Below are 17519 nucleotides of genomic sequence, written 5' to 3' on the forward strand. Positions count from 1 at the left end.
TCAGCCCGCCACGGTCTTCGCCCGCGGTCCGGGGCGGGTCACGGTCATCTGGGTCACGTCGCAATTGCCGCCATGGAAGGTCCCCGCGCAGGAGGTCAGGTAGAGGTTCCACATCCGCCGGAACCGGTCGTCGAAGCCAAGCCGCGCCACCTCGTCCCACCTGTCGTTGAAGGTGACATGCCAGCGGCGCAGCGTCTGCGAATAGCTTTCGCCGAATTCGCGCGATCCCGCAACGGCCAGCCCCGCGCGTTCGACCTCGCGCTTCAGCGCGCCGGGCGAGGGCAGCATGCCGCCCGGGAAGATGTGCTTCTGGATGAAATCGACGCCGCGGCGATAGATGTCGAACCGCCGGTCGGGGACGGTGATGATCTGCAGGCAGGCGGCGCGGCCCGGCTTCAGCACGCCGTGCAGCCGCTCGAAGAACACCGGCCAGTATTTCTCGCCCACCGCCTCGAACATCTCGATCGAGCCCACGCCGTCATACTGGCCGCGCTCGTCGCGATAGTCCTGCAGCTTGATCTCGACCCGGTCCGACAGGCCTGCCCGCGCGATCCGCGCCACCGCGTAATCGCGCTGCGCCTGCGAGATCGTGAGCCCGGTCACCTTCAGCCCGCGCTCGGCGGCGGCATATTCGGCAAAGCCGCCCCAGCCGCAGCCGATCTCGAGCACGTGCTCGCCGGGGCTGACCCCCATCCGGTCGACGAGGCTTGCGTATTTCGCGCGCTGGGCGGCCTCGAAGCTTTCCTGCCCGGTCTCGAACAGGGCCGATGAATAGGTCATGCTCTCGTCGAGCCAGAGGCTGTAGAACTCGTTGCCCAGATCGTAATGCGCCGCGATGTTGCGCTTGGCCTGCGCGCGGGAATTGCCGCGCAGCCAGTGGCGCAGCCCCTCGAAGGCGCGGGCCAGCCGCATGCCGGGGAAGCCGTCATAAAGCTCGTCATTGCCTGCATGGACCAGATCCATGAAGGCCATCAGGTCCGGGGTCGACCAGCCGCCCTCCATGTAGCTTTCGCAAAACCCGAGATCCCCCTCGCGGATCAGCCGCGCGAAGAGGTCGGGATCGTGGATCTCGATCTCGGCCACCGGGCCGGGGCCCTGCCCCTCGGCCCGGAAGCGGCGGCCGTCAGGCAGGGTGAAGTCGATCCGGCCATGCGGCATCCGGCGGGCCAACTGGAAGACGCTGGCGAAATAGCGCGGCAGCCCGGTCTGGCCCTCGGTCGTCGTCAGCATGGCATTCCCCTTAGGTCGTTTCAGAAAAGTTAATCAAATCCCCGGCGGGCGGTAAACCGCCGGGTCTCTAGCGGTGCGAAACTATCAGCACGCCGATCACGATCAGCGCGACGCCCGCCCAGGCGCGCGCCGAGAGCGCCTCGCCAAGGAAGAGCGCGGCGAAGACCGCAACCAGCACCACCGACATCTTGTCGATCGAGGCGACCTGCGCGGCGGGCCCCAGCGAGAGCGCGCGGAAGTAGCACAGCCACGAGGCGCCGGTGGCGAGGCCCGAGAGCACGAGGAACAGGCCCGCCTTGCCGGGAATGGTCGAAAGCGGCTGCCACTGGCCGCGCAGGCTGACCATCAGCGCGAGGAACGGCAGGATCACCAGCGTGCGCAGGAAGGTGGCGTAATCCGAGGGCACGTCGCGCAGGCCGACACGCGCGAAGATCGCGGTCAGGGCGGCGAAGGCGGCAGAGAGCGCGGCCCAGAGGGGCCAGGAGAGCATGAGCATGGGCGGGGCTCCTGTGGGAGGACGGAAGGGGGCGCTGCCCCCCGGCTCCTGAAGGAGCCTCCCCCCGGAGTATTTCGGCCAAGCCGAAAGGCAAACCGCGCAGGTTCGCATTGGCGGAAATATCCCGGGGAGACGGCCCGGCGTCAGCCGGGGCGGCGGGGCGGAGCCCCCCTTTGCGCCTCATTTCGACTGGTAGGCGGCCAGCGCCCGCTCGCGCCCGGCCTTCAGCTCGATCAGCGGTGCGGGGGGCGTGGCGTCGGATGAGAGCTGCCAGGACTTCGGGCAGGCCTCGAAGAAGGCGCGGGCGGTGGCGGGGGGCTGCGCCTGGCCCTCGGCCAGCCAGCGGCGGCGATAGGCGGATTTCGGGTCGAATTTTTCGGCCTGCGAGGCAGGATTGAAGATCCGGAAGAAGGGGGCTGCATCGGGGCCGCAGCCTGCGACCCATTGCCAGCCCAGCGCATTCGAGGCCGGGTCCCAGTCGATCAGCGTCTCCTCGAACCAGCGCAGCCCCACCCGCCAGTCGGTGAGCAGGTGCTTGGTCAGGTAGGAGGCCACCACCATCCGCGCCCGGTTGTGCATGGTGCCGGTGACGAACAGCTCGCGCATCGCCGCGTCGACCAGCGGCTCGCCGGTCCGCCCGCGCCGCCAGGCTTCGGCCTCGGACGAGTCGCGCCGCCAGGGGAAGCCGTTCCAGTCCTCGCGGAAGTTGCGGGCCGAGAGGTCGGGGGCGTGATACATCAGGTGCCAGGCGAAGTCGCGCCAGGCCAGTTCCTTGAGGAAGGTCTCGGCGCCGCGCGCGCCCTCGTCCAGCGCCCGCAGGCCCGCGTGCCAGACCGTGCGTGGCGAGATCTCGCCCCAGGCGAGATTCTCGGACAGGCCCGAGGTGCCGGCAAGGTCGATGCGGTCGCGGTCCTCGGCATAGTCCTGCAGCTTGCCGTCGAGGAAGCGGTGCAGCCGGTCGCGGGCGCGGTCTTCGCCCGGATGGGCATGCTCGGCCACGACCGCGGCGCCCCGGCGCATCGCCGCGCCGAGCGCCCAGTCCTCGAGACTGTCGCTGTCGGGCCAGCGGGCGGGCGCGGGGATGCGCGCGGGCGCGCGCAACGGCTCGGCCACGCCGCGGGCGCGCAGCGCCTTCCAGAACGGGGTGTAGACCTTGTAGAAACCGCCCTGCCCGGTCTCGATCTCCCAAGGCTCGGCCAGGGTGTGGCCGGGATGGCTGTCGACCGCGAGCCCGTCCTCGCGCAGCGCGGCCTTCACCGCGGCGTCGCGGGTCCGGGTCGGCCCGTCATAGGCGCGCGTCCAGGCGGCCGCCCCGGCCCCGGTCTCGCGCGCCAGCGCCCGCAGGACGGGCAGCGCCTCGCCCCGGCGCAGGATCAGGCGGCTGCCCTTCTCTTCCAACCGCGAGGCGAACGCCTCGATCGCGAGGCCGAGCCGCCATTTCGGCGCCGCGCCCCAGCCCTCGACCAGCGGATCGAGGATCACCACCGGGATCACCGGCCGCCCCGTGGCACAGGCCGCCGCCAGCGCCGGGTGGTCCGACAGGCGGAAGTCGCGGCGCAGCCACAAAAGAATCGGTGCGGGGTCGGTCATCGGCGGGCTCCGTGGGTCGTCGGCACTGTGTGGTCGGGCAGCACGGCGGTGTCCTCACCGCCCCTCCCCGGCTCCACATCTGGCTCTACGCGGCGGCAGGGCAACCGGACCACCGCCGCATGCGGGTTTCGTCGTTGCCCGTTCTTCGGGCAATGCCGCCACGGCTTCAACCTGCGGGCCGCGGGGGGCCGGGAATCCGCTTGGCGGGGACCGGGGCGGCGATTAGCGTTCCCGTGGACCAGAAGGGATCCCGGGGCGCCGACGGCCCCGTTTCGAAAGGACATTCATGACCCGCATCTCCAAGCTCCTGGCCTCGGCCGCCGTGGTTTCCACCGGCCTGAGCGCCGCGCTTCCCGCCTTCGCCGCCGACAAGGACCTGACCGTCTTCGACTGGGCCGGGTTCGAGGAACCCTCGATCTACCAGGGCTATGTGGACAAATACGGCGACTCGCCGACCTATGCCTTCTTCGGCGACGATGACGAGGCCTTCCAGAAGGTCTCGTCCGGCTTCAAGGCCGACGTGGTCCATCCCTGCTCGTCCGCCGTGCAGAAATACCGCGACGCCGACCTGATCGAACCCTGGGACGTCTCGAAGATCGCCGCCTTCGGCGACATCGATCCGAAGTTCCTGAACTCGCCGATCTTCAAGGACGACAAGGGCGTCTGGTTCCTGCCGACCGACTGGGGCGTGTCGGCGATCGCCTATGCCAAGGCCGAGGTGCCGGAAGAGGACGTGGCCTCGCTCGACGTCTTCCTGAACCCGAAATACGAAGGCCGCATCTCGCTGCCCGACAGCGCCGACGACGTCTGGTCGCTGGCCTATCTGGCCACCGGCACCACCGACTGGACCAATGTCACCGACGAGCAGTTCAAGGCCGCCGCCGACTGGCTGCGCAAGGCCAACAAGCTGGTGCGGTCCTACTGGTCCGACCCGTCCGAGATGAGCCAGCTGATGGCCTCGGGCGAGGTGCTGGTCGCCTGGTCCTGGAACGACGGCATCGCCTATCTGAAGGATGACGGCTTCGACGTCGGCTTCCAGCGCGAGGCCAAGGAAGGCTCGTCGACCTGGTTCTGCGGCTACGTCAACATGAAGGACGGCCCCGGCTCGGAAGAGAAGGCCTATGACTTCATGAACGCCTGGCTCGCCCCCGGCTCGGCCCGCGGCCTGCTGGACGCGATCGGCTATGGCCATTCGAACAGCAAGGGCATGGCCGAGCTGCCGGCCGAGGAAGTCGCCGATGCGGGCCTTGCGCCGATCAACGCGCCGATCCTCGCGCAGACCCCGATCCCGGCCGAGCAGCGCGAAAAGCAGCTGCAGGAGTTCGAGCAGATCAAGGCCGGCTTCTGATCCGCGCCTGACGGCACCGACCGCCACCCGCAGCGCCCGCGCGATCCCGCGCGGGCGTTTTCCGTTCGCGCCCCCCTTACCCGCGCGGCGCCCCCCTCACCGCCGCCCCGGCACGCGCTCCCGTTCGGGCCCTGCACAGGTCCCGCCGCCCGCCGCCGGCCGGACCCGGCAGCGCTTGTTCCGACGCTGCGGAAGGCCGCGCCAGCCGCCACGCGCCATGCCCGCGCGCCGGCGCCGGCCCTGCCCCGGCGTCACCCCGCCATGGCACCGGCGTGCAAAAGCCCGCAAATCGTGCGGAGGCCGCCATAATTCCGCCCCAGCCCACCTGCGATGTCTTGACGTACCAAAGCCCCGGAAAACGGGGTGTGAGAAGGGGAAGTGCAATGGCCGTCGCCGAACGCATCGACTATTCCGAGTACCAGTCGCAGGCTCAGTTGCCGCGCGTTTCGGAAGAAGACGCCGACGATCTGTTCCGCCGCATGCAGGCGCAGACCCTGCGTGCCGAGAAGGCCCAGAGCCTTCCCTCGGGCTGGTGGATCCTGGGGCTTGCCCCGCTTGGTCTCAGCTTCTGGATCGGGCTGGGCATCTGGATCTTCGGCTGAGGCCGCGCCCGCCTAGCGCGGGATGATCAGGTCCGCCTTCAGCCCGCCCAGCCGCTCGCTCTCGCCCAGGCGCAGGGTGCCGCCGTGGCTGCGGGCAACGTCCGCGGCAATCGCGAGACCCAGGCCCACCCCGGACCCACGGTCCTGGTTGCGCGCCGGATCGAGCCGCGCGAAGGGCCGCAGCGCCTCGTCCCGCCGTTCCCGCGGGATCCCCGGCCCGTCATCCTCGACCGAGAAGACCACCGCGCCGTCGCCGTCGGTCAGGCTCACCTCGACGCAATTGCCATAGCGCACGCCATTGCCGACGAGGTTGTCGATCGCCCGCCCCAGCGCCCCCGGACGCGCCTTCAGCGACCCGGCCACCGCCGGCATATCGCCCAGCGTCACCGGCTGGCCCGCGCGCTCGGCCCGCGCCTGAAGCGCGGTCAGGAAGGCCACCGGCTCCAGCACCTCGACCTCGCTGTCCTGCGCATCGCCCCGCGCGAAGGCAAGGAAGGCGTCGATCAGCCGCTCCATCTCGGTGATGTCGCGGGCCATCGCCAGCGTCTCTTCCTCTTCCGGCAGCATCGCCAGTTCCAGCTTCATCCGGGTCAGCGGGGTGCGCAGGTCGTGGCTGACGCCCGACAGCATCATCGTGCGCTGTTCCATCTGCCGCTCGAGCCGCGCCCGCATGTCGAGGAAGGCCGCGCCCGCCGAGCGCACCTCGGACGCGCCAGAGGGGCGATAGGGTGTCGAGCGGCCGCGCCCAAAATCCTCGGCCGCCTGCGCAAGCCGCTTGATCGGCTTCAGCTGGTTGCGCAGGAAGATGAAGGCGATGCCGGTCATCAGCACCCCGGTGATCGCCATCAGCACGATCAGCTGGTGCGGGTTCGAGGCCGAGACCCTGCGGCGGTCGAACTCGACCAGCATCGGCCCCCATTTCGTGTCGAGACCCAGCCGCACCAGCCGGTCGCGCGACAGGTCGACCCCGCGCACCCCCTCGAGCTGCGCGCGCAGGGTCGAGATCACCGTGCGCCCCGAAATGTCCGTGGCCTCGACCTGGTCGCGGGTCGGGGTTTCGGCGGGCAGCAGCAGCGAGACGCCCGCCGCCTCTGACAGGTCGCCCGCCGCCCGAGCCGCGGTGAGCGCATCGGCCGAACCCTCGACATCGCTGAGGATCGAGGCGAGCCCGCTGACGAGGCTGCGCGTCATCTGATCGGTGACGTCCTCGTAGAGCCGCTGCACGACCATGGCGGTGATGACGATCTGCAACGCGATCACCGGCACCGCCAGAATCAGCAGCGACCGCCCGTAAAGCCCGCGCGGCAGCCAGCGCTTGATCCAGACGGGCCGCGACCGCGGCAGCGCGCGGACGATGCCGCGCCGGCGCGGGCCGCCGGGTGCGGGCGACGGGGGGTTTTCGTTCGGGCTCGGGGCTGGCAGGCTGGTCATGAGGGTTCCGCGGCGCGACAGGCGGCCGGGACCCAGCCTAGAGCCACCGGAGGAGAACGGAAAGATGACAGCGCCGCCCGCGCCGCCCACCGGACGGATCCGGCCCGGCCTTCGGCGGGTCCTCGCCGCCAATCCCTCGGCGATGACCGGTCCGGGCACGAACAGCTACATCCTTGGCGAGGGCGAGGTCGCGGTGATCGACCCGGGCCCGGCGGACGAGGCGCATCTGCAGGCGCTGCTTGGCGCACTTGGCCCCGGCGAGCGCGTCACCCGGATCCTCGTCACCCATGCCCATCGCGACCATTCGGCGCTGGTGCCACGGCTGGCGGCCATGACCGGGGCCGAGGTTCTGGCCTTCGGCGACGCGCTGGCCGGGCGCAGCGCCGCGATGGCGCGGCTGGCGGCCGCCGGGCCGCTGGGGGGCGGCGAAGGCGTCGACGCGGGCTTTCGGCCCGACCGCAGCCTCGCCGACGGCGAAGAGATCGCGGGCGACGGCTGGAGCCTGACGGCACTGCACACGCCCGGGCATTTCGGCAACCACCTGTGCTTCCTCTGGGGCGACATGGCCTTCACCGGCGATCTGGTGCTGGGCTGGACGAGTTCGCTGATCTCGCCCCCCGATGGCGATCTCGGTGACTATCTTGCCGCGCTCGGCCGCCTGCAGGCGCGCGGCGCGACGCTTGGGCTCGCCGGGCATGGCGCCGACATTCCCGACCTTGGCGCCCGGATCGAGGCGCTGGCCGCCCATCGCCACGCCCGCGACCTCGAGATCCGCGCCACGCTGGCCGAGGCCCCGGGCACCGCAGCCGAGATCGCGGGCCGCGTCTACCGGGACATCGCGCCGTCCCTGCTGCCGGCGGCATCTCGCAACGTGCTGGCGCATCTCGTGGATCTGGCCGAGCGCGGGCTTGCGGCGCCCCTCGACCCGCTTGCGGCCGACGCACGCTTCGCCCTCGTGACCGGCGTTTGACGGCTCACGTAAGGGCAGCCGGGCCGGGTGTCATTTTATCGTTTTCCCCCTCTGGACACCCCCGGAATCCGCGGCTATATCCGCCCTCGTGTTCCGGCGTAGCTCAGCGGTAGAGCAGTTGACTGTTAATCAATTGGTCGTAGGTTCGATCCCTACCGCCGGAGCCAACTAACTCAGAAAGCCAGTTGTTTTCAGTTAGTTGGCAGTGACACACCGCCCCTGTCACACAAGCAAACACCCCCTGCATCCGCGGGTCCATCATGTGACCGTGCGTGGAACTGCTCGGAGGTCCGCTTGAACCCGAGCCTTAGGGCCGCTCGGACATCGTCGGGGAAACTTCGCCTGTACGCGTAGCGACCGCCCCACTCTTCTCCGATGCACTGCAAGACCCGGAAGACACACATCCGTGCGTCTCTCCTGCGCGTGAACGTGTACCACACGGGAAACTGGATCAGCGCTTGCTTTGTCTTACCGATGAAGACGAGAGGAGAATGGTGCCCAGAGCCGGAATCTAACCAGCGACACGCGGATTTTCAATCCTGCAATCGCATTCACTCCATGGAACGAGAAATCCGGACAACTCTCCGCCAAAGAATAATTACTCACACACTATCAGTGCCTTACTCATAGAGCGCGCCTCTCGTCAACGACTGATCTGCCTCCCTCCGACCGCAGACACTTTAACCTGGGGACAAAGTCCGATGCGATCTGGTGTCCCCATGGCGTCCCCGATATCCTGCTCGCAAGCAGCGCGTGGCAGGGACGAGGGCAGGAATGGCAAAGGTCGATCTGACAGACCACATGATCAAGAAGCTGGTTGTCGAGGTCAGGACGGACTTCCCCGATGCCCGCGCTCAGGGGCTCTCCCTACGGGTGACGCCGAACGGCGCAAGAACCTGGGCCGTTCGCGGGACGGCGGCGGACGGGTCGAAGCAAAGGATCACGATCGGAACATACCCGGACATGTCACTCCGAGACGCCCGCATCAGGGCAGCGGACGTCATGTCCGCGATCAGGTCCGCTTCCGGAAATTTGAATGCCGCGAAGCGAGACGCGGCCACAGCACGATCTGGCCATCCAACGTTGAGGGAGTTGATCGGGGAATACGAAGCCGGTCCGGGGGCTGGGAAGACGATCTGGACACGCACCAAGCGCGACATGGATTCAGAAGCCAGAAAGCGGATCCGGACCGTCTTTTCCGGGCTGCTCGACGTCCGGATCACCGAAATCCCGGATGACGACTTTGCGGATGCGATGCTGAACTATGTTCCGAAATCGGGAGCGGTGAAGGCGAACGGCCAGATATCGAAGGCTAGGGCGTATCTTATGCCGGTGCTCGACTGGGCTGCTGGCCGCGGAAAATTCCGGGTAGCTGGTCGTCGTCGGCGTCCAACCCTCGACGTAGCAGACATCAGAGACACGATCGACCCGGCAACGGACGACGAGGAAATCACGGGAAAGCGTGAGCGGGTCCTGCTCGCCGACGAGTTATCTGCAGTCCTGCCCTTCCTCATCTATCCTGCCCCTAGATCGCTCCGGATGAAGACACATCCAGAACTCGATGTTCGCCCTCTTGCTCTGATGTTCATCTTGCTGACTGGCGCTAGGTTGCGCGAGGTTTGCGCGGCCAGATGGCGCCACATCGATGCTGATGCGAAGACTTGGTTCAAACCTCGGGTTAAATCCGTGCAGGGCGGACCTCGGACACAGATGCTACCGGTTCCGGATGCGGTGCTGCGGCTACTGGACGCGATTCCGGACCACCTTGGCCGAGATCCGGATGACCTCATCTTCCCCAGCCTAGCCGGAACAGAACTGGACAACTGGGAGCGGATCACCGGTGCCATCATGCGGGAGTCCGGCACCGCTGACTGGCACCGCCATGATCTGCGTCGGACCGCGGCGACGATCATGCGCGCGGCCGGGGTGGAACTGTCGACCATCGACCGGATCATCGGCCATCGAACCAATCATCGGCGCGAAGAATCCAGCCGGGCCATCGATGCATATCTGTCGGACATCGACCTGTCAGGGATCGCAGAAGACCCGCAGCGGGTCGCTCTAGAAAAACTCGCCGGCATCTATGAGCGGATCATCAGGAACAATGTCGCTCTGGCGGCGCACTAAAAGGCCTATCAGGCACAAGGCCCATTGATCTGCTGGCTCGTCGTGGCTCCCGGCTCCGCAAGGAGGCCGACATGAAGAGCAACCTGTGCTAATCGACGTGGCGCAGGACTGAGGGCACGGAGGCTTCGTCGGTCAGATGAAACCCTGGGAGAGGGCTATCTCCACGCTGTCACCGACGGCGAAGGCCTTCCGCTACGCCACATCATGACAGCAACTCAGTTGAACCTAGCGCGGCCCGCCCGTGACGAGGTTCGACAACGACGACGCTAAGATAGATTCCGCGCACAGATCCTGTCAGGCCTGCCATGAATCTGCGCATTTCCAGTTCGATGCGCAGAATAACTGCACTCGAATGGCATCGGCCCACTGAAAAAGCCGCATTGCAGCATTCAGTTCGCGCTATCACTTGGGGCAGCAGAACGAAGACACTGATATCAATGGAACTCTCCCGGTCCATCCCCCCCTTCCTCACCGTAACAGGTCTAGCCGCTCACCTGATCATGGCGCAGTTATATGGCTGACTTTGCCTTAGTGCTGAGCTTCGCCGACGCCTTCAGGACAACCGTGATCATAGGCGCGTGCGCAGCGATCTTCTCGATGCTCTGGGGCACAACGCTGTTCGCAATCACGCTTGCTCCGCAGCGGATCTTCTCGCTGGTCGTCGGTGCCTACGTCCAGGTTTTCCGGAACATCCCGGTGCTGGTCCCCCTATACCTCGTCTACTTCGGCTTTCCGATGATCGGCCTCGTATGGCCGGCCGCAGTCTGCGGGATACTCGCTCTGGTCCTACAGCAAGGAGCCTATGTCAGCGAGATCCTGCGCTCGGCCGCCAAGGCGATCGATCGATCGCAGCAGGATGCCGCGCGCTCGATCGGACTTTCTCCGTGGGCAGTCTTCCGTCACGTCTATCTGCCGCAGATCGCGGTCTATGCGCTTCCTGCACTCGGCAATCAGTCGGTTCTGCTCGTCAAGGACACCTCCCTGCTCTCCGCAATCGCCGTGGTCGAGGTGATGATGAAGGCGAGACTGGTCGTCGAAGGATCAGGCACGGTCTACCTGCCCTTTGTCATCGCGACCGCGCTCTATCTCGTCTTCGTGCTCGCGATCGACATCGTGTTCGCCCTCTTGGGCCGGAGGGTGCGCTGGAAATGACCCAGAATGACCTCATCATGCTGGTGCGCGCGACACTGAGCACGCTTTACTTGGCTGCTGGCACAATCCCCTGTGCCACGGCGCTGGCCGCGCTCCTTGTGCTGCTGGCGATCTCGCGCCACCGCGCCTTGCGCTGGACATACGCCGGGCTACGCTGGCTCGTGCGCGGCACCCCGCTCGCGCTGCTGGCGCTGCTGATCTACTACGCGCTCGCCGGCAACGGCATCGCGGTTCCGCCAGTCGTGGCGGGGATCCTCGTGCTCGCGATCTATTTCTCGATCCTCTTCGCGGAAGTGATCCGTGGCGCATTGCTGGCGATCCCGCGCACCGCGACCGACAGCGCGTTGAGCCTAGGCCTTCCGCGGATGGCGACGCTGACCCGTGTCATCCTGCCGATGCTGCTGCGCCAGGGCCTGCCCGCCTACATCAACGTCTGCGTTATGGCGATCAAGGGATCGTCGGTCCTGTCGATCATCGGGGTCTGGGAACTCACCTACGCCTCGCGCGAGATCATCGAGCGCAACCTCGAGGTCTTCCAGGTGCTCTCGGTCGCTGCCGTCCTCTACTTCCTCATCTGCTTCGGCGCCGACCGCTGCGGCCGCTGGGCCGAGGCCCGTCTGGCCCGGCGCGGCTACCAAACCCAGAGATAAACGATGCTCGAGCTCACCAACCTGCGAAAATCCTACGGCCCGCTCACCATCCTCGACGGCGTCAGCCTGACCGTGGCCGAAGGCGAGGTCGTGGCCCTGATCGGTCGATCGGGCTGCGGCAAGAGCACGCTGCTGCGCTGCATCAACTTCCTTGAAGACTATGACGACGGCGAGATCCGGCTGGACGGGCGCAGGCTCTGGCACCGCGAAGGGTCGCGCAGCAGCCTTCCCCGTCGCGACATCGAACGTGATCGCCAGCGCATCGGAGTGGTCTTCCAGCAATACAACCTCTTCCCGCACATGACCGCACTCGAGAACGTCTGCCTCGGACCAGTGCACGGAATGGGAGTTTCCCGCGCCGAAGCCGAGGCAACCGGGCGTCGGATGCTCGAGCGGGTGGGTCTCGGTGAGCGCGCGGACTTCTATCCGAGCCAGTTGTCCGGCGGGCAGATGCAGCGCGTCGCCATCGCCCGGGCATTGGCGATGAAGTCCAGGCTTCTGCTGCTGGACGAGGCGACCTCGGCGCTGGATCCCGAACTGGTCGCCGAGGTCGAGGACGTGATCAAGGCCCTTCGCGCCGAGGGCATGGCAATGGTCATGGTCACCCACTCGATGGCGTTGGCGCGTGAGGCCGCGGACCGCATCGCCTACATGAAGGGAGGCCGCATCGTCGAAATCGCTCCCGCCGCGCAGCTTCTTGACGCGCCGCAAGCTCCTGGCCTGCGCGACTTCCTCAAACGCATCCGCTAGGAGGCAGCACGATGACCGACGAGTTCCGGTTCGACCACGTCGCCATTTCCGTTCCCGACATCAACGCGGCCGAGGCCTTCTACGCCGGCGCGCTGGGCCTTGCCGAGAAAAGCCGCAAGACCTGGGCGGCGGGCGACGCGCGAATGGACGCGATCTTGGGGCTGACGAACAGCGCAGGCAAGAAGCTTCTGCTGACCGATGGACGCGTCGATCTGGAGATATGGGAGTTCACAGCCCCGCTCGAAGCGGTCGAGGCGCGCGCGCGCCGTGTCTCGGAGCATGGGATCACCCACTTCGGGCTTCAGGTGCGCGACATCGCCACGACGATCAAGCGGCTGAGTAGCGCGGGCTTCACCCTGCACACCGAACCGACGCTCGGGCCGACCGGCAACTGGGCGACCTACGGGCGCGACCCTTTCGGCAACGTGATCGAGCTCGTTCAGCCGCCGGCCTACTGAAGTCCGGACGGCTCCACCCCTTCCGGCCCAAGATCCGGGCTGCGGAGACGACAACCGAGACGGCCCGGCAAGGGCCGCCAGACCCACCCTCCCCTTTCAACCAACAGGGACTGACCACATGGACCGCAAGACCTTCCTTCGCGGCGCAGCCGCGCTCGGCGCCGGCGCCCTCGCCCTCCAGAACGCCGTCATCACCCCCGCCGCCGCCCAGACCAGCGACGCCGCAGGTTCCTCGCGCTTCGACGCAGCGCGCGAACGCGGCAAACTGCTGGTCGCGACGATGACGACCATTCCGCCCTTCGCGTCGAAATCCGACACTGGTGCGCTCGAAGGTTTCGACATCGACATCGCCAGGATCGCCGCCAAGGCGATGTTCGAAGACCCCGAGGCCATCGAGTTCGTCGGCGTGAGCGGTGACGGCCGCTGGCCCGCAATCCTGACCGGCCAGGCGGACTTCGGTCTCGCGACCACCTACATGAGCCGCGCCAACACCGTGGGCTTCACTGCACCCTATCTCGACACTTCGATCACGCTTCTCGCCTCGAAGAAGTCGGGGCTGAAGACGCTCGACGACGTCAACAACGCGGACGTCACCGTCGCCAACCTGTCGAACCCGCAAATGGCCGACCGCGCCAAGCAGTATTTCCCGAACGCCCAGACCTCGATCTTCGACGGGATCTCTGCGCAGTTTCTGGCACTGCGCAGTGGTCGCGCCCAAGCGATGCAGATCGACAAGCCCGTCGCCGACTATTATGCGGTGATGAACGGTGACGAGGTCGTTGTGCTCGACGCGACGCTGGGCGTGATCTTCGGCAACGGGCTGTTCTACAATCCGACCGATGCGCGCTGGGGCCTCTGGCTCGACACCTTCGTGCGCGAGCTCAAGTCCGGCACGCTCTATCCCGACTACACCGCCGCCTTCCAGAAATGGTTCGGCACCAATCCCCCGCCGCAGCGGTTCTACGGCTGATCGAGACGAGGAACGATCAGACCATGACTCTGAATGGGAAATGCGCCGTGGTGACCGGCGCGGGACGCGGCATCGGACGAGCAATCGCGCTCGGCCTCGCGCAGCGCGGAGCCAAGGTCGCGGTTCTCGACATCGACCCGGAGACGGCGAAAGCCGTCGCCGGGGAGATCGGGACAGCGGGCGGACAGGCGATAGATGTCGCCTGCGACGTGGGCGACGTGGAGGCGATCCGCGCGGCCTTCGAGAACGCGGTGGAGAGACTGGGCGATCTCGACATCCTTGTGAATGCAGCCGGCATCCAGACCACGACTTCCTGTCTCGACTACACGCCCGAGAACTGGGACCGTCAGATGGACGTGAACCTGCGCGGGGTGTTCTTCTGTTGCCAGGCCGCGGCGCGGGTAATGATCCCCAAGCGCGAGGGCAAGATCGTCAACATCGCCTCGACCTCGGCCTTCGTGTCGTCGCGCAATGCCAAGGCGGCCTATGACAGCTCGAAGGGCGGTGTGCGGCAAATGACGGTGGCGCTCGGGGTCGAACTCTCGCGCCACGGGATCAACGTCAACGCCGTCGCGCCGGGAACTATGATGACCGAAATGACGCGCCCGATCCTGTCGACACCCGAGCAGCAGGCGAGCGCTCTGGCGCGGATTCCCCTGGGCCGGATCGGCGAGACCGAGGATGTCGTCGGGCCGGTCTGTTTCCTCGCTTCGGACGAGGCGGCCTATGTCGTGGGCCACACGCTCGTCGTCGACGGCGGCTGGATCCTGTGAATACGCACGCCTCGTGTCGGTCAGTGCTGATGCGGGGCGGACCTAGAATGCCTGCAGCCCGTGATCCTTCTTGATCTCCTTCAGGGCGATGGAACTGCGCAGGCTCGCCAGGTTGCCCGCCGCCTTGATGAGGCGGTCGAGAAATTCGCTGAGATCGTCGAGATCGCGACAGACGATCTTCACGATGTAATCCGCATCGCCCGTCTGGGCGAAGCATTCAACGACTTCGGGCGCGCGCGCGATGAAGTCGCGGAAGGAGGTGTTGGCGCTGTCTTCGTGCGAGCGCAGGCTCACGAGGGTGTGCGCGACGATCGTGTAACCCAGCCGCCGCAGGTCCAGCACGGCGGCAAAGCGCTGAATGTAACCCTCCTTTCGCAGGCGGGCGATCCTGCGACCGCATTGCGTCGGCGACAGGTTCACCCTTTCCGAAATCTGGCCCTGCGTCAGGTCTCCCTCCGCCTGCAGGAGCGAGAGGATGCGCATATCGAAATTGTCGAGGTCGCTCATGTTCCGCTTCTACGACAGAAGCGGGGTCGAGGGACTATTCTGGGCGCCGCAAAGCCGCTCCGTGCAGCAAATCTGCGCAGAAAACCGGCACTTTGCAGGACGCCTGCCACAGATCCGCCCGCAGGGTGGAAGGGGAACCTGATGTTTGACCGCCTGACCGAACAACCCGCCGATGCGCTTCTCGCAATCATCGGACTTTACCGGGCCGATCCGCGCCCGGAGAAGATCGATCTCGGCGTCGGGGTCTTCCGAGATTCCACGGGCCGGACGCCGGTGATGGCCGCGGTCAAAGCCGCCGAGACCCGGCTTCTGGCCACGCAGGACAGCAAGTCCTACCTCGGCCCCGAGGGCGACCGGGATTTCGCCGCGCTGACCGCGGAACTCGCGCTGGGGCCGGCACTGGCCGCCGACCCTCGGCTCGTGGCCCTGCAGACGCCGGGCGGCGGCGGCGCGCTGCGGCTCGCAGCCGAACTGGCCGTCGCCGCAAATCCCGAAGGCCGGATCTGGATGGGCACGCCGACCTGGCCCAACCATGGCGACATTTTCCGCGTCGCGCGCCTAAAGGTGGAAACCTATCGCGCCCATGACATCGATCGCCAGTGCCTGCTGTTCGACGAGATGACAGCGGCCTTCAACCGTGCTGAACGCGGTGATCTCGTGCTGATCCACGGATGCTGCCACAACCCGACGGGCATTGATCTCGACCCCGCGCAATGGGCGGAACTGACCCGGATCGTCGTCGCCCGGGGACTGGTCCCACTGATCGACTTCGCCTACCAGGGCCTTGGCGACGGCCTCGAAGACGATGCCGGGGGCCTGCGCGGCATGCTTGCAGCGGTGCCCGAGGCCATGGTCGCCTATTCATGCGACAAGAACTTCGCACTCTATCGGGACCGGGTTGGCGCGCTTTTCGTGCAAGCGGCAGATGCCCGTGAGGCCGGTCTTGCGCGGGCGACGGCTCTTTCGCTGGCCCGGGTCAACTGGTCAATGCCGCCTGACCACGGAGCCGCGGCCGTGCGGGTCGTATTGCAGGATACCGAGCTGCAGGCACAGTGGCGCGAAGAGCTGCGGGAAATGCAGGCCAGGCTGCGCACCATCCGGCAGGGCCTTGCCGCGAACACGCCGGCCTTTGCCCCGCTGGCGACCGGGAACGGGCTGTTCGCCACGCTTCCACTCTCGGGCAATCAAGTGGCAGCGCTGCGCCGCGATCATGCCGTCTATGTCGTGGGATCGGGCCGGTGCAACCTTGCCGGACTGAACCAACAGAACCTGAGCCGCTTCGCCGAGGCGCTCGCCGATGTCGGCTGCGGAAGCGTCCCGGCATCCGCAACCGGGGAGGCTGCGCAATGACCGCGCCGCTGAAGGTCGCAGTTCTCGGCTGCGGGGCAATCGGCGGATGGCTTGCCGGAGCCTTGGCTGCCGGCGGAGCCGAGGTTTCGGTGATCGCGCGCGGCCAGACGCTCGAGAAGCTTCAAGCCCACGGACTGACGCTACATCGCGGCGGCGCTACGGAGCAGTATGCCCTTCCCGCGGCAGAGCGTCTTGACGGGCTCGCCACACCCGATGTCCTGATCATCGCGTTGAAGGCTCATACCATCCAGGCAGCCCTGCCCGCCATCGCCGGCCAGATCCCGCCGGGAACAGTGATAGCAACTGCAACGAACGGTATCCCTTGGTGGTTCTTCGACGGCCCGGCGGCTCCGCTGCCAGGCTTCCGTCCCGCGAGTGTCGATGCGGAAGATGTCGCTGCGGCGATGATCACGTCTCGCGGTCCGGCACCGGTCCTGGGAACCGTCGTCCACGCCGCCGCGCGACAGTCCGCGCCCGCGGAGATCCACGTTGCCAAGGTGGATCGGCTCATCCTCGGCTCGGGCCTGTCCGCGCACGGCACCGATCTCGCCATGCCGATTAGCCGTCTGGCATTCGCCCTCGAGGCGGGCGGAGTTCCGGTCGCGTTGACCGAGGATATCCGTGCAGAAATCTGGTCCAAGCTTTGGGGAAATTTCAGCATGAACCCGCTCAGTGTGCTGTCGGGGGCGACGACGGGCCGGATGCTCGATGACCCCGACCTGCGCGCGTTGGCGCTTGCAATGATGGGAGAGTTCGATGCGATCGGCGCGGCGATGGGAGTGAACCTTCCAGTCAGTCCCGCAGAGCGCATTGCCGAGACGCGCAGGTTGGGAGACTTCAAGACGTCGATGCTGCAGGATTACGAGGCAGGCCGAAGCCTCGAGATTGGTCCGATCATCGGTGTCGTCGCCGAAATGGCCGAGCGGCTGGGCATCGCGGCACCCGCAACGCGTGGGGTCCTCGGCCTGCTGAGACTTCGCAGCGGAAACTGAGTCAAGATTGGTCTGGCGGCCAGTCTATGGTTGGCAAAGGGTTTCGCTTACGGGGTCGAGGCGTTGCTTCGCCGGTAGAATGCAGCGACGAACCTACCGTCGCGTTCCGACCTTGACAGCTTC

Annotated in this window: 17 protein-coding genes and 1 tRNA gene; 13 read left to right on the top strand and 5 right to left on the bottom strand. The window is 66.8% G+C overall.

Annotated elements, in window-relative coordinates; genetic code table 11:
* The 3 genes from V8J36_RS10715 to V8J36_RS10725 all read right to left on the bottom strand — a co-directional run bounded on the left by V8J36_RS10715 (nt 1) and on the right by V8J36_RS10725 (nt 3316).
* The gene (locus V8J36_RS10715) at nt 1-1230 is read right to left on the bottom strand and encodes a cyclopropane-fatty-acyl-phospholipid synthase family protein (RefSeq protein WP_336467277.1); all 1230 of its coding nucleotides are present in this window, start codon (nt 1228-1230) and stop codon (nt 1-3) included.
* 67 nt (nt 1231-1297) lie between these two features.
* The gene (locus tag V8J36_RS10720; RefSeq protein ID WP_336467278.1) at nt 1298-1726 is read right to left on the bottom strand and encodes an EamA family transporter; all 429 of its coding nucleotides are present in this window, start codon (nt 1724-1726) and stop codon (nt 1298-1300) included.
* A 180-nt stretch (nt 1727-1906) separates the two neighbouring features.
* The gene (locus tag V8J36_RS10725; protein WP_336467279.1) at nt 1907-3316 is read right to left on the bottom strand and encodes a cryptochrome/photolyase family protein; all 1410 of its coding nucleotides are present in this window, start codon (nt 3314-3316) and stop codon (nt 1907-1909) included.
* A gap of 286 nt (nt 3317-3602) precedes the next feature.
* Between V8J36_RS10725 and V8J36_RS10730 the strand changes: the two genes are divergently transcribed.
* Together V8J36_RS10730 and V8J36_RS10735 are read left to right on the top strand one after the other, a co-directional pair.
* Nucleotides 3603-4664, top strand: coding sequence for an ABC transporter substrate-binding protein (locus V8J36_RS10730; RefSeq protein ID WP_336467280.1), 1062 nt, complete (start codon nt 3603-3605; stop codon nt 4662-4664).
* Nucleotides 4665-5047: 383 nt separating this feature from the next.
* The gene (locus V8J36_RS10735; protein WP_336467281.1) at nt 5048-5266 is read left to right on the top strand and encodes a hypothetical protein; all 219 of its coding nucleotides are present in this window, start codon (nt 5048-5050) and stop codon (nt 5264-5266) included.
* A 12-nt stretch (nt 5267-5278) separates the two neighbouring features.
* Here V8J36_RS10735 and V8J36_RS10740 read toward each other — a convergent pair whose 3' ends face one another.
* On the bottom strand, nt 5279-6697 hold the full coding sequence (locus V8J36_RS10740; protein WP_336467282.1) for an ATP-binding protein: 1419 nt from the start codon (nt 6695-6697) through the stop codon (nt 5279-5281).
* Nucleotides 6698-6761: 64 nt separating this feature from the next.
* Between V8J36_RS10740 and V8J36_RS10745 the strand changes: the two genes are divergently transcribed.
* The 9 genes from V8J36_RS10745 (at nt 6762) to V8J36_RS10785 (ending at nt 14547) form a co-directional block, all read left to right on the top strand.
* Complete coding sequence (locus V8J36_RS10745; protein WP_336467283.1) at nt 6762-7667, top strand: MBL fold metallo-hydrolase; 906 nt, start codon at nt 6762-6764, stop codon at nt 7665-7667.
* Between the two features lie 92 nt (nt 7668-7759).
* A tRNA-Asn gene (locus V8J36_RS10750) sits at nt 7760-7834 on the top strand.
* A gap of 607 nt (nt 7835-8441) precedes the next feature.
* Nucleotides 8442-9794 carry a tyrosine-type recombinase/integrase gene (locus V8J36_RS10755; protein WP_336467284.1) on the top strand — a complete coding sequence of 451 codons (1353 nt, stop codon included), beginning with the start codon at nt 8442-8444 and terminating at the stop codon, nt 9792-9794.
* Between the two features lie 513 nt (nt 9795-10307).
* Nucleotides 10308-10946 carry an amino acid ABC transporter permease gene (locus V8J36_RS10760; protein ID WP_336467285.1) on the top strand — a complete coding sequence of 213 codons (639 nt, stop codon included), beginning with the start codon at nt 10308-10310 and terminating at the stop codon, nt 10944-10946.
* Nucleotides 10943-11596: an ABC transporter permease subunit gene (locus V8J36_RS10765; RefSeq protein ID WP_336467286.1), complete on the top strand. Its 654-nt coding sequence runs from the start codon at nt 10943-10945 to the stop codon at nt 11594-11596. Before V8J36_RS10760 ends, V8J36_RS10765 begins: the two co-directional genes overlap by 4 nt.
* Before the next feature lie 3 nt (nt 11597-11599).
* Entirely contained in the window at nt 11600-12346 is a 747-nt protein-coding gene (locus tag V8J36_RS10770) for an amino acid ABC transporter ATP-binding protein (protein ID WP_336467287.1), read from the top strand.
* Between the two features lie 11 nt (nt 12347-12357).
* Complete coding sequence (locus tag V8J36_RS10775; protein WP_336467288.1) at nt 12358-12804, top strand: VOC family protein; 447 nt, start codon at nt 12358-12360, stop codon at nt 12802-12804.
* 118 nt (nt 12805-12922) lie between these two features.
* Nucleotides 12923-13774 carry a transporter substrate-binding domain-containing protein gene (locus tag V8J36_RS10780; protein ID WP_336467289.1) on the top strand — a complete coding sequence of 284 codons (852 nt, stop codon included), beginning with the start codon at nt 12923-12925 and terminating at the stop codon, nt 13772-13774.
* Between the two features lie 23 nt (nt 13775-13797).
* A complete protein-coding gene (locus V8J36_RS10785; protein ID WP_336467290.1) occupies nt 13798-14547 on the top strand; it encodes an SDR family NAD(P)-dependent oxidoreductase in 750 nt (249 codons plus the stop codon).
* Nucleotides 14548-14589: 42 nt separating this feature from the next.
* Here V8J36_RS10785 and V8J36_RS10790 read toward each other — a convergent pair whose 3' ends face one another.
* Nucleotides 14590-15054, bottom strand: coding sequence for an Lrp/AsnC family transcriptional regulator (locus tag V8J36_RS10790; RefSeq protein ID WP_336467291.1), 465 nt, complete (start codon nt 15052-15054; stop codon nt 14590-14592).
* Nucleotides 15055-15195: 141 nt separating this feature from the next.
* Here V8J36_RS10790 and V8J36_RS10795 point away from each other — a divergent pair, with 141 nt between their 5' ends.
* The gene (locus V8J36_RS10795; RefSeq protein WP_336467292.1) at nt 15196-16404 is read left to right on the top strand and encodes an amino acid aminotransferase; all 1209 of its coding nucleotides are present in this window, start codon (nt 15196-15198) and stop codon (nt 16402-16404) included.
* Entirely contained in the window at nt 16401-17396 is a 996-nt protein-coding gene (locus V8J36_RS10800; protein WP_336467293.1) for a 2-dehydropantoate 2-reductase, read from the top strand. The genes V8J36_RS10795 and V8J36_RS10800 overlap by 4 nt, the downstream gene beginning before the upstream one ends.
* Nucleotides 17397-17519 lie beyond the last annotated feature (123 nt).

The sequence above is a fragment of the Frigidibacter sp. MR17.14 genome (assembly GCF_037095735.1).
Taxonomy (GTDB): Bacteria; Pseudomonadota; Alphaproteobacteria; order Rhodobacterales; family Rhodobacteraceae; genus Frigidibacter.

Coding starts and splice junctions, on each gene's coding strand:
- V8J36_RS10715 (WP_336467277.1), bottom strand. CDS start 1,230: ATGCTGACGACGACCGAGGGCCAGACCGGGCTGCCGCGCTATTTCGCC.
- V8J36_RS10720 (WP_336467278.1), bottom strand. CDS start 1,726: ATGCTCATGCTCTCCTGGCCCCTCTGGGCCGCGCTCTCTGCCGCCTTC.
- V8J36_RS10725 (WP_336467279.1), bottom strand. CDS start 3,316: ATGACCGACCCCGCACCGATTCTTTTGTGGCTGCGCCGCGACTTCCGC.
- V8J36_RS10730 (WP_336467280.1), top strand. CDS start 3,603: ATGACCCGCATCTCCAAGCTCCTGGCCTCGGCCGCCGTGGTTTCCACC.
- V8J36_RS10735 (WP_336467281.1), top strand. CDS start 5,048: ATGGCCGTCGCCGAACGCATCGACTATTCCGAGTACCAGTCGCAGGCT.
- V8J36_RS10740 (WP_336467282.1), bottom strand. CDS start 6,697: ATGACCAGCCTGCCAGCCCCGAGCCCGAACGAAAACCCCCCGTCGCCC.
- V8J36_RS10745 (WP_336467283.1), top strand. CDS start 6,762: ATGACAGCGCCGCCCGCGCCGCCCACCGGACGGATCCGGCCCGGCCTT.
- V8J36_RS10755 (WP_336467284.1), top strand. CDS start 8,442: ATGGCAAAGGTCGATCTGACAGACCACATGATCAAGAAGCTGGTTGTC.
- V8J36_RS10760 (WP_336467285.1), top strand. CDS start 10,308: ATGGCTGACTTTGCCTTAGTGCTGAGCTTCGCCGACGCCTTCAGGACA.
- V8J36_RS10765 (WP_336467286.1), top strand. CDS start 10,943: ATGACCCAGAATGACCTCATCATGCTGGTGCGCGCGACACTGAGCACG.
- V8J36_RS10770 (WP_336467287.1), top strand. CDS start 11,600: ATGCTCGAGCTCACCAACCTGCGAAAATCCTACGGCCCGCTCACCATC.
- V8J36_RS10775 (WP_336467288.1), top strand. CDS start 12,358: ATGACCGACGAGTTCCGGTTCGACCACGTCGCCATTTCCGTTCCCGAC.
- V8J36_RS10780 (WP_336467289.1), top strand. CDS start 12,923: ATGGACCGCAAGACCTTCCTTCGCGGCGCAGCCGCGCTCGGCGCCGGC.
- V8J36_RS10785 (WP_336467290.1), top strand. CDS start 13,798: ATGACTCTGAATGGGAAATGCGCCGTGGTGACCGGCGCGGGACGCGGC.
- V8J36_RS10790 (WP_336467291.1), bottom strand. CDS start 15,054: ATGAGCGACCTCGACAATTTCGATATGCGCATCCTCTCGCTCCTGCAG.
- V8J36_RS10795 (WP_336467292.1), top strand. CDS start 15,196: ATGTTTGACCGCCTGACCGAACAACCCGCCGATGCGCTTCTCGCAATC.
- V8J36_RS10800 (WP_336467293.1), top strand. CDS start 16,401: ATGACCGCGCCGCTGAAGGTCGCAGTTCTCGGCTGCGGGGCAATCGGC.